This window comes from Janthinobacterium sp. CG_23.3 (assembly GCF_046115965.1).
In the GTDB taxonomy this organism is placed as follows: Bacteria; Pseudomonadota; Gammaproteobacteria; order Burkholderiales; family Burkholderiaceae_D; genus Janthinobacterium.
Map to the genome: position 1 here is coordinate 29,869 of NZ_JBJXIB010000032.1, position 14,925 is coordinate 44,793.

Annotated in this window: 14 protein-coding genes; 10 read left to right on the plus strand and 4 right to left on the minus strand. The window is 67.0% G+C overall.

Annotation, left to right across the window (positions count from 1 at the left end; genetic code table 11):
* Window positions 1–97 precede the first annotated feature (97 nt).
* The 4 genes from ACFDR9_RS10385 to ACFDR9_RS10400 all read left to right on the plus strand — a co-directional run bounded on the left by ACFDR9_RS10385 (window position 98) and on the right by ACFDR9_RS10400 (window position 4,008).
* Window positions 98–1,162: a DUF418 domain-containing protein gene (locus tag ACFDR9_RS10385; protein ID WP_026133115.1), complete on the plus strand. Its 1,065-nt coding sequence runs from the start codon at window positions 98–100 to the stop codon at window positions 1,160–1,162.
* Between the two features lie 79 nt (window positions 1,163–1,241).
* A complete protein-coding gene (locus ACFDR9_RS10390) occupies window positions 1,242–1,949 on the plus strand; it encodes a sensor histidine kinase KdpD (RefSeq protein ID WP_026133114.1) in 708 nt (235 codons plus the stop codon).
* Window positions 1,949–3,688, plus strand: coding sequence for a response regulator (locus ACFDR9_RS10395; RefSeq protein WP_409030949.1), 1,740 nt, complete (start codon window positions 1,949–1,951; stop codon window positions 3,686–3,688). Before ACFDR9_RS10390 ends, ACFDR9_RS10395 begins: the two co-directional genes overlap by 1 nt.
* Window positions 3,689–3,690: 2 nt before the next feature.
* Window positions 3,691–4,008: a hypothetical protein gene (locus ACFDR9_RS10400; RefSeq protein ID WP_409030950.1), complete on the plus strand. Its 318-nt coding sequence runs from the start codon at window positions 3,691–3,693 to the stop codon at window positions 4,006–4,008.
* A 105-nt stretch (window positions 4,009–4,113) separates the two neighbouring features.
* Here ACFDR9_RS10400 and ACFDR9_RS10405 read toward each other — a convergent pair whose 3' ends face one another.
* Window positions 4,114–4,839 (minus strand): PhaM family polyhydroxyalkanoate granule multifunctional regulatory protein, encoded by a 726-nt coding sequence (locus ACFDR9_RS10405; RefSeq protein WP_409030951.1) that lies wholly within the window; start codon window positions 4,837–4,839, stop codon window positions 4,114–4,116.
* A gap of 137 nt (window positions 4,840–4,976) precedes the next feature.
* On the opposite strand from ACFDR9_RS10405, the gene ACFDR9_RS10410 reads away from it, so the two are divergent.
* The 5 genes from ACFDR9_RS10410 to ACFDR9_RS10430 all read left to right on the plus strand — a co-directional run bounded on the left by ACFDR9_RS10410 (window position 4,977) and on the right by ACFDR9_RS10430 (window position 12,067).
* Entirely contained in the window at window positions 4,977–6,119 is a 1,143-nt protein-coding gene (locus ACFDR9_RS10410; protein WP_409030952.1) for a DUF3108 domain-containing protein, read from the plus strand.
* Between the two features lie 3 nt (window positions 6,120–6,122).
* A complete protein-coding gene (locus tag ACFDR9_RS10415) occupies window positions 6,123–6,875 on the plus strand; it encodes a DUF3108 domain-containing protein (RefSeq protein ID WP_409030953.1) in 753 nt (250 codons plus the stop codon).
* Window positions 6,876–7,104: 229 nt separating this feature from the next.
* Window positions 7,105–8,463 (plus strand): hypothetical protein, encoded by a 1,359-nt coding sequence (locus ACFDR9_RS10420; protein WP_085945298.1) that lies wholly within the window; start codon window positions 7,105–7,107, stop codon window positions 8,461–8,463.
* A complete protein-coding gene (locus ACFDR9_RS10425; protein WP_409030954.1) occupies window positions 8,456–9,229 on the plus strand; it encodes a hypothetical protein in 774 nt (257 codons plus the stop codon). The genes ACFDR9_RS10420 and ACFDR9_RS10425 overlap by 8 nt, the downstream gene beginning before the upstream one ends.
* 9 nt (window positions 9,230–9,238) lie before the next feature.
* Window positions 9,239–12,067 carry an ATP-binding protein gene (locus ACFDR9_RS10430; RefSeq protein ID WP_409030955.1) on the plus strand — a complete coding sequence of 943 codons (2,829 nt, stop codon included), beginning with the start codon at window positions 9,239–9,241 and terminating at the stop codon, window positions 12,065–12,067.
* Window positions 12,068–12,437: 370 nt separating this feature from the next.
* On the opposite strand, the gene ACFDR9_RS10435 is transcribed toward ACFDR9_RS10430, so the two are convergent.
* The gene (locus tag ACFDR9_RS10435) at window positions 12,438–12,911 is read right to left on the minus strand and encodes a MarR family winged helix-turn-helix transcriptional regulator (RefSeq protein WP_409030956.1); all 474 of its coding nucleotides are present in this window, start codon (window positions 12,909–12,911) and stop codon (window positions 12,438–12,440) included.
* A gap of 84 nt (window positions 12,912–12,995) precedes the next feature.
* Entirely contained in the window at window positions 12,996–13,346 is a 351-nt protein-coding gene (locus tag ACFDR9_RS10440; RefSeq protein WP_409030957.1) for a GIY-YIG nuclease family protein, read from the minus strand.
* 323 nt (window positions 13,347–13,669) lie between these two features.
* Between ACFDR9_RS10440 and ACFDR9_RS10445 the strand changes: the two genes are divergently transcribed.
* Complete coding sequence (locus ACFDR9_RS10445; protein WP_409030958.1) at window positions 13,670–14,230, plus strand: DUF1003 domain-containing protein; 561 nt, start codon at window positions 13,670–13,672, stop codon at window positions 14,228–14,230.
* Here ACFDR9_RS10445 and ACFDR9_RS10450 read toward each other — a convergent pair.
* On the minus strand, window positions 14,227–14,739 hold the full coding sequence (locus ACFDR9_RS10450) for a hypothetical protein (RefSeq protein ID WP_017877728.1): 513 nt from the start codon (window positions 14,737–14,739) through the stop codon (window positions 14,227–14,229). The genes ACFDR9_RS10445 and ACFDR9_RS10450 overlap by 4 nt on opposite strands.
* Window positions 14,740–14,925: the final 186 nt, after the last annotated feature.

Here is a 14,925-nt window from a genome sequence, read left to right on the forward strand (position 1 = left end):
ACCTCCGGGTCGCTGGCGGAATGTGTCGCCGGGTGTAACAGCGGTTGCGCTCGCTTGCCGTATTAACTATATTGGTATTTTTTACATGGCGGTCGACATGGATAAGCGGGTAGCCGGGTACGACCTGGCGCGGGCCTTGGCGGTGATCGGCATGGTCGTCGTCAACTTCAAGATCGCCATGCACGCGAAGGTGGCCGGCGCGCCGGGCTGGTTGCGCCTCTTCGACGTCATCGACGGGCGCGCCTCGGCGACGTTCGTGATACTCGCCGGCGTCGGCTTGTCGCTGCTGTCGGCGCGCGGGCGCGCCAGCAACGACGCCGCGCAGATCCGCGCCGACCGCGTGACGCTGCTCAAGCGCGCCGCCTTCCTGTTCGCCGCCGGCCTGTTGTACGTGCAGATCTGGCCGGCCGACATCCTGCATTTCTACGGCGCCTATCTGCTCATCGGTGCCGCCGCGCTGACCTGGCGCAGCGGCGCGCTGCTGGCCGCGGCGGCCGCCATGGTGCTGGGTTTCGCGCTGCTGGCCAGTTTCCACAACTACGAGCAGGGCTGGAATTGGCAGACGCTGGCGTACGCCGATTTCTGGCGTCCCGCCGGCTTCCTGCGCAACCTGCTGTTCAACGGCTTCCACCCGGTCTTGCCGTGGGCCGGCTTCCTGCTGCTGGGGCTGGCCCTGGGCCGCCTGGATCTGCGCGCGCCGGCGGTGCGCGCGCGCGTGTTCGGCGCCGGCCTGCTGTTGGCGCTGGCGGTCGAGGCGGCGGTCTGGTGGGGCGCCGGCCACGCCGCTCCCGGCGCCGGCGTCTGGGCCGTGGCGTGGTCGTCGCAGCCGATGCCGCCGCTGCCGCTGTACTGGCTGGCGGCCGCCGGCAGCGCCTGCGCCGGCATCGCCGCCTGCGTCGCCGCCGGCGAGCGCTGGCGCGACGCGCGCTGGTTGGCGCCGCTGGTGCACACCGGCCAGGTCGCGCTGACGCTGTACGTCGCCCACGTGGTGGTCGGCATGGGCCTGCTCGACGCCGCCGGCCGCCTGGAGGACCAGAGTTTCGCCTTCGCCGTCGGCAGCGCGCTGCTGTTTTGCCTGGCCGCCGTGCTGTTCGCCCACCTGTGGCGGCGCCGCTTCCGGCACGGCCCGCTGGAATGGCTGATGCGCCGCTGCGCCGGCTGATTCCGGGCCGCGCGCTTGCCGCACAGGCTATAATTTGACTTTGGCAATGTTGCATGCCGGCCCAGTGGAGCCCATCAAAATGGAAGACCAAACCAGCTCGCCCGAGCTTTTCCTGTTCCTGGCGTCGACCGTGCACGACATGAAGAACTCGGTCAGCGTGGTCAGCGGCACGCTCGAATCGCTGCTGGCCGCCAACCCGGCCGCGAGCGCGACGCCGTACCCGGAAATGGCGCAGATGCTGTACCAGACCAAGCGCCTGAACGACAACCTGATCCAGCTGCTGGCGCTGTACAAGCGCGTCGGCAAGCCCGGCTACCCGTTCGACGTCAACCCGCAAATGGTCGGCCAGCTGGTCGAGCAGGTGGTCGCGCAGGAGCGGGTGCTGCTGGCCTCGAAGGGCATCGCGCTGCAGACCAGCTTTCCGCCGGAGTTGATCTGGTGCCTGGACGAGGACTTGATCATCGGCGTGCTCGGGCACGCCATCAACAACGCCATCCGCTACACCCGCGACACCATCCGCCTGTCGCTCGCGCAGGTCGGCGACATGCTGGAAATGCGCGTCGAGGACAACGGCGGCGGCTTTTCGCCGGCGCTGTTGGCGGCCGGCGCGGCGGCCATGGACGGCGGCTCCGGCGGCGTCAACTTCTCCACCAACAGCACCGGCCTGGGCCTGTATTTCGCCAGCGAGGTGGCGAAGATGCACAAGCACCGCGAGCGCAGCGGCGCCATCGCGCTGGAAAACGGCGGCGCGCTCGGCGGCGGCTGCTTCATTCTGCGGCTGCCCTGATGCGCGCGCCAGCCGCCGCGCCGGGCAAGCCCGACGCCGCCGCCCAGCCGGAAACGGCGGTGCTGAGCGCCGCGCCGACCGCCTGGGCCGACAAGCACTACCTGCTGGTTGACGACTTCGTCGGCATCCGCATCCTGCTGCGCGAATCGCTGCGCAACCTGGGCGCGCGCCATATCGACCAGGCCGCCAGCGGCGGCGAGGCGATGAAGATGCTGGCCAAGACGCGCTATGACGTCGTGCTGTGCGACTACAACCTGGGCGAGGGCAAGAACGGCCAGCAGGTGCTGGAGGAAACCCGGGTGCGCAACCTGACCGCGCCCAGCGGCATGTGGCTGATGGTGTCGGCCGAGAAGAGCGTCGAGTCGGTGATGGGCGCGGCCGAGCACCAGCCGGACGCCTACCTGATCAAGCCGATCACCGAGGGCGTGCTGCTGACGCGGCTGAACCGGGTCTGGCACAAGAAGCAGGTGTTCCGCGAGATCGACCAGGCCGTGCTGGAAAAGGACTACCTGCGCGCGGCCAGGATGTGCGACGCGCAGATCGAGCACAATAAAATCCATGAAACCGATTTGCTGCGCATGAAGGCCAGCCTGCTGCTGAAAAGCGGCGAGCCGGAGAAGGCGCGCGCCGTCTACGAACGCGTGCTGGCCGAGCGCGACTACAACTGGGCCAAGGCCGGGCTGGCGAAGATCCGCATGAACAACGGCGAACACGAGGCGGCGCGGCAGATGTTCCAGGGCGTGATCGTGGAGAACCGCTACTACATCGACGCCTACGACCAGATGGCCACGGCGTTCCAGCTGATGGGCCAGGACGAGGAGGCGTGCAACGTGCTGGAGAAGGCCGCCAAGCTGTCGCCGAACTCGGTGCCGCGCCAGCGCAAGCTGGGCTTGCTGGCGCTCAAGCTGGGCAATACCGCGCTGGCCGAAAAATCCTTCCGCAAGTGCATTGCGATCGGCGAATACTCGGTGATGAAGACGGTCGACGCCTACCTCGGCCTGGCGCGGGTGTGCGGCATCAAGAACGAGGCGAAGGAGGCCTTGCAATGGCTGCTGATGGCGCAGCGCGAATTCGGCGGCGAGCAGATCGATTTGCGCCTGAAAATCACCGAGGGCCTGGTGCACCACGAAAGCGGCGACTACCGGCGCGCCCGCAAATGCGGCGACGAGCTGGAGGAAATGCTCAAGCAAGACCCGGCCCGGCCCGACACGTCCATCTGCATGGAATTGGCGACGCTGCTGTTCGCCGTCGGCGTCAAGGACGCGCCGGCCGAGCTGCTGTGCTACGTCATCAAGAACAACCACGACAACCAGGTGCTGCAGGACGACGTGCAAAAAATCTTCGATAAGGCGCGCATGGCCGAGGAGGGACTGGCGCTGATCCTGGCGTCGCGCAAGGAGGCGTCGGACTTGATGAACAAGGGCGTGCTGTTGTGGAAGACCGATAAATTGGGCGAAGCCGTCGCGTGGATGCGCGCGGCGCGCCTGAAGCTGCCCAACAATATGCGCATCCTGTTCAACAGCGCGCAAATTATCATCTCGCACCTGCAACAGCACGGCTTCGAGCGCGCCTTGTCGGACGAGGCGGTGGGCGTGCTGCTGCACGTCGACCGTATCGCGCCGGGGCAGCAGCGTTTCGCCCAGTTGATGGAGCAATTGGCCGCGCTGGCGCCGGTTGGCGAGGCCGCGCGCGAGGCCGAAGCGGCGGCCGAGGCCGCCGCAGCTGTGGCGCAGGAGTAGGCTTGTTGACGAGAAATCGTGTTTCTGGCGTGTCGAGTGATAAACTACGCTTCAGCGCGGGCTGGCCCGCGCTTTCAGTGTTTCACAACGATAAGGAAGAAAATATGCGTGATGTCGCCAAAGAAGTGTATCAAAAGATGAAGGTAGGCAGCATGGCTTGGGTCCGTCCCGTCGCCGCCAAGGGCGATACCCTGCCCTCGTTCCAGACCGCGCACGACAGCGCCAAGCAACTGGAAGAAGAGGGATTGATCACGATCGGCGAAGTCAAACGCCAGGACGATGGCCTGATCGAGGCGATCCGCATCCAGCGCCTGGCTTAAGCCGGCGCAGGTAACGCTAGCGTGTCGTCAACGCTAAAAATCTAACAACGGCAAGGAGCCGGGGCCGGACCCCAGCCTTTGCCGCTGGTTTTCGCGGGCAGCCGCTTACGCCTTGGCGGCCTTGACCGCTTTCGGTTTGGCCGGCGCGCGTTTGGCCGGCGCCTTGACGCTGGCCTTGTCGACCGCCGCCGCCGCCGCCGGTTTCGCCGGTTTGTTAGCGGCGTTCAGCTTGGCCGCCGCGTCGGCCGCCGGCGCGCCCGCGCCCGCGCCCGTCACGGCGTCGGACGCCATGGCGGTGCTCACGGCGTTCTTGAACTGATCCTGCAGCAGATTCCACCAGGCGGTGGGATTGGTCATCGGCGCCGCCGCCGCCGCGTCCGTCAATGGCGGCGCAAGCGGCGCGGGCGCCGCCTTCGCTTCGGCTTGCTTTACTTCGGCCGCCTTCGCCGGCGCCGCCGGGGTAGCCGGTTGCTGGAAGAACGCCGATGCGTACGGCACCGATTCAAACAAGGATTTTTCGCTGGCGCCCGGCTGTTTCACGGCGGCGGCGAACGAGGCGCCCATCGACTTCAGCGTGACGATGGTACCGCGCTGCACTTCCAGCGCCTGGATGCTGCCGCGCAGCATGCTCATGTTCAAGTTGAGCCAGGCTTCGACCGCCTTCAAGTCGCTGATTTTCTTGTCCAGCTCCTCGACCGACAGCGTCGGCGCGGTAATGCCCGGAATGCTCATGCCCGGCACGCCCATGCTGCCCCACAGGTTTTTGACGAAATCAAGGGTGTCCGTCATGACCGCGGCGCCTGGGATGTTGGGCATTTGAGGTGTTGCCATATTGAGTCTCCGTTGGGGATGGTGTGCCCTTAGCGTAGCAGATAAAACGGCACCCTTCACAAATAGTTGGCCCTATTGATCTGGCGCAAATGCGGCCCCCGCGACGGCGCCCGGCCCGAACGCGTTAAACTAGCGCCATGACGATTGCCCCCCTCTTTCCCGCCCGCCGCCGCCGCGCGTTGTTGCTGTGCGCGGCCACCGTTGCGCTGCATGTCCTGGCGCTGGACTGGGTCGCCGCCCGCATCGGCCCGCCGCGCGACGCGCCGGCGCCGACGGTCACGGCGCAGTTGCGCCTGGCGCCGCCGCCGACGGCCGTCGCCGCCGTGCCGGCGCCGCCGGCCGAGCCGGCCACGCCGACGCCGCGCCGGCCACGGCCGCAACCGCGGCCGCCGGCGGCGCCGGCGCCGGCGCCGCAACCGCCGCTCGGCGCCGCCGGCGCGTCCGGCCAGCCTGAGCCCGAGTCCGAGCCGGCCGCGCCGGCGGCGGCGCCGCGCGTGGCGGGCGACGGCGAAGCGGCGCCCGCTGTACAATCGGCGCCGGCCGCCAGCGCCGCCGAGCCGCCCGGCGCGCCGGCCGCCGCGCCGCCGCAGTCGGCGCGGCGCTACAAGGTCGCGCTGCCGCCGGCGGCCGATTTCGAACTCGACGTCAAACGCGTCGACGCCGACGGCACCAAATGGAGCGGCGTGGCGGCGATGGCGTGGCGGCGCGACGGTCCGCGCTACACCTTGTCGCTCGAGGCCGGGCTGAGCGTGCTGGTCACGCGGCTTAATTTGCTGGTGCTGAGCAGCGAGGGCGGGGTCGACGACTACGGCATCGCGCCGGTGCGCGCGACCGAAAAACGCAAGGGCAGGGCGCTGACGGCGACCCATTTCAACCGCGCCGACAAACGCATTACCTTCTCGTCGAGCGAGCGCGCCTATCCCCTGCAGCCGGGCACGCAGGACAAGGCGACGCTGCCGTTCCAGCTGGCCGGCATCGGCCGCGCCGACATCAACCAGCTGGCCGGCGACATCGACCTGTTCGTCGGCGAGGACAAGGAAGCGAACATCTTCCGCTTCGTGCTGGTCGGCGAGGAGGAGGTCGACACCAAAATGGGCCGGCTGGTGACGATGCACCTGAGCCGCCCGCCCAAGCCCGGCACCTATTCGTCGCGCCTGGATATCTGGCTGGCGCCTGGCCGGCACTGGTATCCGGTGCAGATCCGCAACACCGAAGCGAACGGCGCCGTGACCACGCAAACCGTTTCCAGTATTACCTTAACTGAACCATCGGGACAATAAGACATGTCGATCACCACCTTGCAACGCACCCTGGCCGCCGCCCTGCTGGCGGCGGCGCTGGCGCCTGCCGCCGCCGCCGACCAGCACCCCAGCGTGAAACGCGCCTTCAGCGTGCCGCCGTCCGCCGACCTGAGCTATTCGATCAAGGCGCGCCAGCGCGGCCTCGGCCTGGCCGGCGACTCCACCACCGCCTGGCGCGCCGGCGACGGCAAGTACTCGGTCGCGTCGGAAACGCGCTCCGCGCTGTTCGGCAAGATCCTCGAGAACAAAAGCGACGGCGCCATCGACGACTACGGCCTGGCGCCCAGCCAGTACTACGAAAAACGCTACCGCAAGGAGCCGGGCACGGCCACGTTCAAGCGCGACAGCAAAACCATCGTCTTCGGCGGCTCCGAGCAAAGCTATCCGCTCAAGGGCGGCGAGCAAGACCGCAACAGCGCGCCATGGCAACTGGTGGCGGTGGCCCGCGGCGCGCCGGACAAATTCACGCCCGGCTCGGAATGGGCGTTTTTCGTGGCCGGCCGGCGCGACGCCGAGGCGTGGGTCTTCAAGGTGCTCAACCAGGAAAGCGTGCACACCGGCGAGGGCGAGGTCAGCGCCGTCCACCTGGTCAAGGCGCCGCCGCCGAACGACCAGGGCCAGCAGGTGGAAGTGTGGCTGGCGCCGTCGCTCGACTGGTTCCCGGTCAAGCTGCGCTTTTCCGACAACGACGGCGACTACGTCGAGCAGACGCTGGAAAAAATCACCAAGAAGTAAGCGCCCACTTCAATGACGCCGGGGACAGACCACGTTTTCCGGGAAATTCTTTCCCGAAAAACGTGGTCTGTCCCCGCTGGCGCCCGAGCCGGCCCCTCCCGCTTCGGGATTGCATGGCGGAACTGATATACTGACGCCCCCGCGAACAGTGACGCGCCGAGCGCGAATAGCAGCTATGCCCGCTCCGCCGCGAACCCAGAATGGCATCCGGAACAGAATGATTGATTTAATGGCAAGTGCGGCTGCGGCCGCGGATCCAAACCAGGCAGAGCAAGAGCACCACGACTCCCTGCAAGCCCATTTCCAGCCCAACGTATCGGCCGACGAGATCGAGCAGGTATTCCATCTGAAGCGCGCGCAGCCCTTGCTGCAGGTGTTTACCGCGCTGTTCCACGGCGGTTTCGACGGCGTGCTGGTGCGCCTGCTGGTATTGCGCGAGTTGGCGGCCGACACGGCGTCGACGGCCTTCACGCGCCCCGACATCAACCAAAAACTGGCCTACCTGCTGCCGGAAAGCCTGGAAACGGTGCTGATGCGCCTGCGCAGCAACCAGTTGCTGGCCTGGGACGCGCAGCAGGCGGTCTACCGCGTCACGCCGATGGCGCGCAACGTGCTGTCGGCCATCGACGCGCTGCTCAGCCTGGGCCAGTCCGAGGACCAGGCCGAGATGGGCTTCCTGCTGTCGCAGGTGGCCGGCGCCCAGGCGGTCGGCGGCGTCTCGGTCGAGCAGTTGCAGCATCTGCTGGGGCGCCTGATGGACCTGACCGAGGAGTTCGCCGACGCCATCGCCTCCGGCTCCGAGTTCCGCCTGCGCACCGCCCAGGCGAAATGGAATATGGCCTGCGACTGGGTCGAAAAGGGTTCCGAGATCATTATCGCCATCACCGGCGACGAGCACGCCGACTCGGCCACCCACCGCGCCGCCCAGGCCATCGGCCGGGCCCAGAGCACGCTGTTGAACATGCAGGGCATGTTCTCGCGCGCCCTCAACCAAATCGAGCGCCAGCGTGTCCACCTGGGCCAGTCCGGCCTGTCGACCACGGACATCAAGCGCTGGCTGCTGCAGCACGACGACCTGGCCTCGCTGGCCGACGGCGCCATCGACCAGCCGGTGATGCCGCTGTTCTCGACCCCGGCCGAGATGATCGACGTCGCCGAAACCGAGCTGCTGGTCGAGCGCGCCGCCGGCGTCGCCCAGACCGGCCTGCCGACCGGCCAGGACGCGCCGACCACCATCAACGACGCGCCGGCGATGCAGCTGGAGCTGGACGACTGGCTGGCGCGCCTGTCCGACTTCGCCGACCTGGCCAGGCTGCCGGGCCCGGACGGCGCCGCGCCGCGGCCGCTGCCGATCCACGAGGCGCTGCTGCCGGCGACGTTCGCGGTGGCCTCCTACCGCGCCTCGATGCTGCCGCTGCTGGGCGACGCCTCCGAGGCCAGCCTGCAGGGCGCGACCGCCAAGCTGGCGCGCCTGCCGGTGAGCTTCACGCCGACCGACGAGATGATCGAATTGCCGGACCTGCACGTGGCCGCCATGTCGATCGCCTCCCTCTCACTTGATTTGGAAAGCGGCCCGGCCGATGAATGACGACTCACAAATTCTGATTGCGCGCCTGCTGACGCACCACACGCTGCGCCGCGACGACAAGCTGGTCAAGCGCGTGCTGTCGGACGAGCTGTTCCGCGCCGAAATCGACGCGCGCCTGCTGGCCTGCGGCCTGAAGCTGCTCGACAACGTCTACGCCGACCACGTCACGCTGGCGCTGACGCGGGCCATCGAGCCGAAGATTTTCGGCGCCCGCGACGTCTGGCAAAACAATAACTTCGGCCTGGCGCGCGACGGCGTGGCCCTGCTGGTGGTGCTGTGGGCGCAGATCATCCTGCCCAAGCGCGAGCGCCAGGAGACCCACCAGCACGCCGAGGACGACCAGAACGACATGTTCGACAAGGACAAGCCGCTGCCGCGCGCCGAGGACACCTCGATCGGCATTTCGTACAAGGCGCTGCTGTCGGACTTCGGCGACAAGCTGGGCAAGAAAACCCGCATGGACATGAACCTGGGCACGCTGGCCAAGCTCGGTTTCATCGAGCGCCGCGGCGACGTGCTGGTCGAAGGGCCGCTGCTGGACCTGATGATGGACACCGACACGCTCAAGGAGCGCATCATCAACGGCGCCCTGGCCGACGTGTTCAAGCGTCCGCTGACGGCGGTGGCGGTGGCGGTGGCCGCGCCGGACGAGCCGCTCGACGTGGCCGAATTGATCGACGCCGGGCCGGCCTTCGAGCCGGCCGATTCGGCCGCGCCGGCCGCGGCGGACTTGGGCGCCGCCGCCCCTACCGATACCCCAACCTAAGAGCCCGCCATGTTTCATATCAAATCGCTCGAACTGGTCCACTGGGATTACTGGCAGCGCATCAAGAACATTCCGCTCGACGCCAAGATCATCACGATCGCCGGCCAGAACGGCTCCGGCAAGACCACCTTGCTCGACGCGCTGCGCACCCTGTTCGGGCTGGACTGCTCGATGGGCCGCACCTACAAGCACTACGCGCGCCACTCCGGCCAGCAGACGGCCTGGTTGCGCGCGGTGGTCGACAACAAGAACGTCGGCAAGCAGTTGTCGAACCGGCCGTTCCGCAGCTCCGGCTTTTTCAGCGACGACGAGGTGACGCTGTTCTGCCAGATCCAGAAGAACGGCGGCGACTGGAAGCGCCAGTACCTGATGCGCCCCGGTAACGTGCAGATCGAGGAAATCCAGGACGCCAACGACTGGCTCGGCGTGGAAAACTACCGCAAGCGCCTGGCCAACGCCGGCCTGTCGCCGGCGATGGCGAAAGTGCTGGCGCTGGAGCAGGGCGAGACCGACAAGCTGTGCGAATACGCGCCGCGGCAACTGCTCGACCTGGTGTTCCAGGTGTTCGGCGACAAGGAGGTGCTGGACGCCTACGACGAGGCCAAGCGCCACCAGCGCGACACCGAGACCGAGTTGAAGCGTTTTGAAAGCGAGCTGGAGGCGTCGAAGACCAACCTGGAGGGTTTGCGCCTGCGCGTGGCCAACTACCACCAGTGGGAAGGCTTGCACAAGGAGCGCCGCAACCTGATCGAGGAAGTGCTGCCTAGTTTGCAGTACCACGAGGCGCGCGAGAAGGCCGGCGCCGCCAGCCGCCAGTTGCGCGACGCCCGCAAGCCGATGGCGCAGGCCGACCAGCAACTGATCGACAAGCGCAACGGCCTGGCCGCGCAAGCGAAGGCGCTGAGCGACGCGCAGCAGCAGGAGACGCTGCTGGAGCAGGAGGCGACCGCGCTGCAAAGCCGCCTGTTGCTCATCAACGGCAAACTGAAGCCGCTCGACAGCCTGCTGGAGCAGCGCGAGCGCCTGCAAAAACTGGCCGCCGAATCGGGCAGCGACATCGCCGAGGTGTCGGCCCAGCTGGAGCAGAAGGAGTCCGAGCTGCTGCGCCAGCGCCAGGCGCGCGAGACGCTGACGACGCGCATCGCCGGCGAGCACGCCACCATCGCCGCCTTGCAGGGCAAGACCGCGATGCCGGAACCGGACGCGGTGCGCGGCATGCGCCGGGCCTTGCGCGACGAGGGCATCGGCCACGCCATGCTGTCGGATATTATCGAAGTCACCGACAGCCGCTGGCAGGGCGCCGTCGAGGGCGTGCTGGGCGGCTTCGCCTCGGTGGTGCTGCTGGAAAAGGCGCGCGACGCCGCCAGCGCCTACCGCCTGGCCGAGAAGGAGCGCTACCGCCACTTCATCGTGCCGGAGCTAGTCACCGCGCCGGTGGTCAAGGACGACAGCCTGCTGTCGGTGGTGCGTTTTTCGGCGAAGGCGCCGGCCTGGTTGATCGACCAGTTGTCGCGCATTTCGCGGGTCGACTCGGTCGAAGCCGGCTTCAAGCTGAGCAACACCGAGGAATGGATCACGCCGGACGCCTACCACCGCGAACGGCGCGGCGGCCGCTCGCTGTTCATCGAGGCGTCGCGCTACCGCTTCGGCCAGGCCGGCCGCACGCAGCGCCTCGAAGCGCTGCAAAAAACGCTGCCGGGGCTGGAGGCGCAGGAAGACAAGCTGACGCTGGCGATCAGCAAGCTGGCGTCGGAAGTGGGCGCCTTGAAGGGCCGCATCGCCGGCGTCGACGCGGCCAAGGAACTGGCCGCGCGCCAGGTCGAGTTCGACGAGGCCGGGCGCAACACCCTGCCGCTGCGGGCCGAGCGCCTGCAAGTGGGTTCGCGCCTGGGCGAACTGCAAACGCTGACGAAGAACGCCACCGTCGCGCGCACCCGCGCCGACACGGTGTGGCAGAACGCGCGCATGGCCTTGTCGGAGGCCGAAGCCGGCCTGCGCCTGGGCCACAAGCGGCAGATCGAGCAGCGCGCCGAACACGCCAAGGCGCTGCTGGAGCTGCGCCGCAACTGGCGCCACCTGGCGAAAAGCTGGCGCCGGCCGGCGCGCCGCGGCGCGCTGGTGGCCGAGCACCAGAACGCCCACCAGGTCGATTTGCGCGTCGCCAGCCTGCAGCACAGCCTGGCGCGCGACGACTGGGAACTGGACGCGACCGTCATCGACCAGCACCACCGCCTGGCCGACCAGTTGAACGGCCGCCAGTCGGAGACCGACGAGCGGCGCTACCAGAACAACCGCGCCATCGAAGCCACCGGCAACGCCCGCGGCGCCTATATCGAGCGGCTGCGCTACACCGTCAAGACCTACAGCCGCAACATCAAGGAGCTGGGCGAACTGGCCGGCATCGAAGTCCACGCCGACCCGGTGCGGTTGGAGAACGACGACGTGCAGTTGTCGCAGGCCGGCCTGCACGTGCGCTTCAAGTTCGACGGCAAAGGGCCGATCGGCATGAACGACGGCGAGGCGTCGGGCGGCCAGCAGGTGATGAAGTCGCTGGTGTTGCTGATTGGCCTGCTGAAGTCCGAGGACGGCTCCGGCGGTTTCGTCTTCATCGACGAACCGTTCGCCCATCTGGACATCCGCAACATCCAGCTGGTCGGCGAGTTCCTCAAAAACACCGAGGCGCAATACCTGATGACGACGCCGCTGACGCACAACACCGACGTCTACGACCCGTCCGAGCTGACCCTCATCACCAGCAAAAAGAAGAAGGACAGCGAGTGGGCGCAGCCGATCTTCGTGCTGCAGCGGCGCCTGCCGGGCGCCGCCAAAGTGGCATAACAGCCATAATGCCTTTCAATTGAGGCGCCGCCAAAGCAAAACAAAAGCACCGGCATAGGGCCGGGTCAGACGGGGACAGCGTGTCCCCGAGGGTCTGCCCCCGGTTTTACGCCGGTGTTTTTTTGCTTCCATTCCCACTGGACAACCATGGAAAAACCCACCCCGCGCTGCTGCTGGCATGCGTCGCGCCGGCGTTCAAGAAGATAATCCAAGCGCCAGCGCCAGGCGCGAACGGCCGGACGGCGTCGCGGCGCGGGCCGGTTTCATTTCCTACATCCTCAAAACGGGTAACACCTGGAAGAACGGCATCGAGGACTTCACCTTGAACGTTCCGGCTAACCCGACCGACGCAAACCGCGCGAGCCTATCCCTATGTATTCGCCAAATTCATGCCGGCGATCTGCCCGAGAATGGCGGCCAGCACGTCGAGCTGCTCCGGCGCCGTGTCCTTCAGCAACTCCTGGCTGATCATGTGCGCGGTCGTGACGGCGTGTCGTAGCAGCGTTTGGCCGGCCTCGGTGATGGCGGCGTAGCCGACGCGGGCGTCGCGCGGGTCGGGCTGGCGCGACACCAGGCCGATTTTTTCCAGCGGCAACAGCGCGCGCGTGACGCCGGACGCGGTCAGCGCCAGGCGTTCGGCGACGTCGACCCGGCGCAGGCGTGCGCCCGGCGCGCGGTTCAGGTGGTACAGCAGCTGGAAGTCGCTGAAGCTGATGCCGTGCAGGTTGCCCAGGGTATTGTCGAGCCGGCGCACCAGCACCGCCTGGGCCCGCGCCAGGCGCAGGCAAAAGTCGAGCGCGCCGTCGGCGGCCTGGGTCTGCGGGGTGGTATGCGTCGCTGTCATCTTATCCAATTCGATTGCCTTGTACGTGGGCGCGCAAGTTTACGTCAATACGCGGCGGCGCTGGCAGGTTTTTGCTCCACCCCTTCATAGGTACGACTGCGCCGAGCCGCGCGGGCACTGCTCCAGGTGCATGGCGAGCAGGGTATCGAGTTCGGCCGCCGCGTCGAAGGCCGGATCGGCCGACGGCTGCACCGTGTCGACCTCCTCGAAGCTGAAGCCGGCCTCGCCATAGCGCTTCCAGTCGGCCTGCAGGTCGGCGTTGTGGTGCTTGCCCAGCTTGAGTTCGAAGCGGTGGCGGTTGATGATGCCGGGCAGGTTGGTGCTGCGCCCGATCAGCGCGCGGCCCGTCGCCAGGTTGCGGATGGCGAACACGCCCATCGCCGGCGGATGCAATTTATAGCCCGATTTCAAGGCCGCGTGGCGGGCCTGGCTCATGCTTGTTCCATCTGCGCGAGCAGGGGGCGGCGAGCGGGTCGCATTGCGCCGCAAAAGTCGAGTTCGGCGTGTGGGTTGCGCGGCGTGTGGGCGGTTGTCATGGTCGTCCTTTTAATTGTTTAATGCTTGAGCGATCAAGTATATGGCAATTATTAGAAAGAGTGGTGGAATTTTTGTTGGCGTGGCGGGTGCGGCTTCGGCGTTGAATGCGTTAAAACCAAGGGCGTAACCCCGCGGGCGAACCCCGGTTCTTCGCCTTTGGTTGATTTTCAGCGTTGCCAGCGCGCATACTGTCGGGCGACGCCCATCCACCTAGAATCACCATGAAAAAAACCGACGACATCGCCCGTCAATATTTGGGCCGGCCCTACGAATCGCTCGACGAGCAATCGCAAAAAGTGGCGCGCCACATCGCCGGGCGCCAGCATATCGCCAAGAACACGGCGCTGGCGTTTGACGAGGCAATCAGCGTCGGCCAGCGCGCCGCCGACGCCGTCGCCAGGTTCGGCGGCTCGTGGACCTTCATCATTCTGTTCGCCGTCGTGCTGGTGTGCTGGGTTGGTTTGAACTCCTACCTGCTGGCGAACATCGGCAAGCACAGCTTCGATCCCTATCCGTATATTCTGCTGAACCTGTTCCTGTCGATGCTCGCGGCGATCCAGGCGCCGATCATGCTGATGTCGCAAAACCGGCAATCCGAAAAGGACCGATACAACGCCGAGCATGATTACGAGGTCAATTTGAAGGCCGAACTTGAAATCATGCTGTTGCATGAAAAAATCGATTTGCTGCGCGAGGGGCAGTGGGGCGAGCTGCTGGCGATCCAGAAGGAGCAGTTGCGGCTGCTGGGCTGTTTGATAGAGAAGCGCGGCGGCGCCGCTTAGGCAGCCAGCGGTTTCTGGCTGCGGCGCCAGCGCAGCAAGCCATAGCCGTAGGCGGCGTAGTAGGCGGCCAGCAGGCCGAAGCTCAGCAAGGTCACCGGGCTCTGCGCGAAGTCGCCCTGCGGCACCGGCACGGCGACGCGGGTGTTCATGTACAGCTCCATGCCGCGGTACAACACGCGCGCCACGAACAGCATCGACACCAGCATGCCCAGGCGCAGGTTGGGCGTGTAGAAGTAGCCCTTGTCGGTGCTCTCGAAGCGCGTCAGCTTGACGCCCCAGACGCCCAGCCAGGCGCCCGCCAGCGCGCCGGCGCCCAGGCACGACAGCGCCAGCACCTCGCCCTTGGTGGCAACGGCCAGCGCGGCCAGCAGCAGCGGCAGCAGCAGCGTGGCGGCCCAGTGGCGCCACAGTTGCGACGCCTGCCGCCCCATCATGCGCTTCAGGCGCGAATAGATGCGCCAGACCAGCAGCGGAATCAGGACCAGCAGGGCGAGCGTTGTTGTTTCCATCGAGGGTATCCGGGGGCCCGCGGGCGGGCGCAATTAAAACCGCGATTGTAAGCCAGATTGCGGCGCGGCGGCCGGCGCCCGCTTGTCTTGCCAGGGCGATTGCATGAAGGATCAGATGGCCAGGCCCAACACCTTGCCAAGGTAGTCGGCGTTCCAGCCCGCCTTTAGGCGCTTGGAGGCGACGCC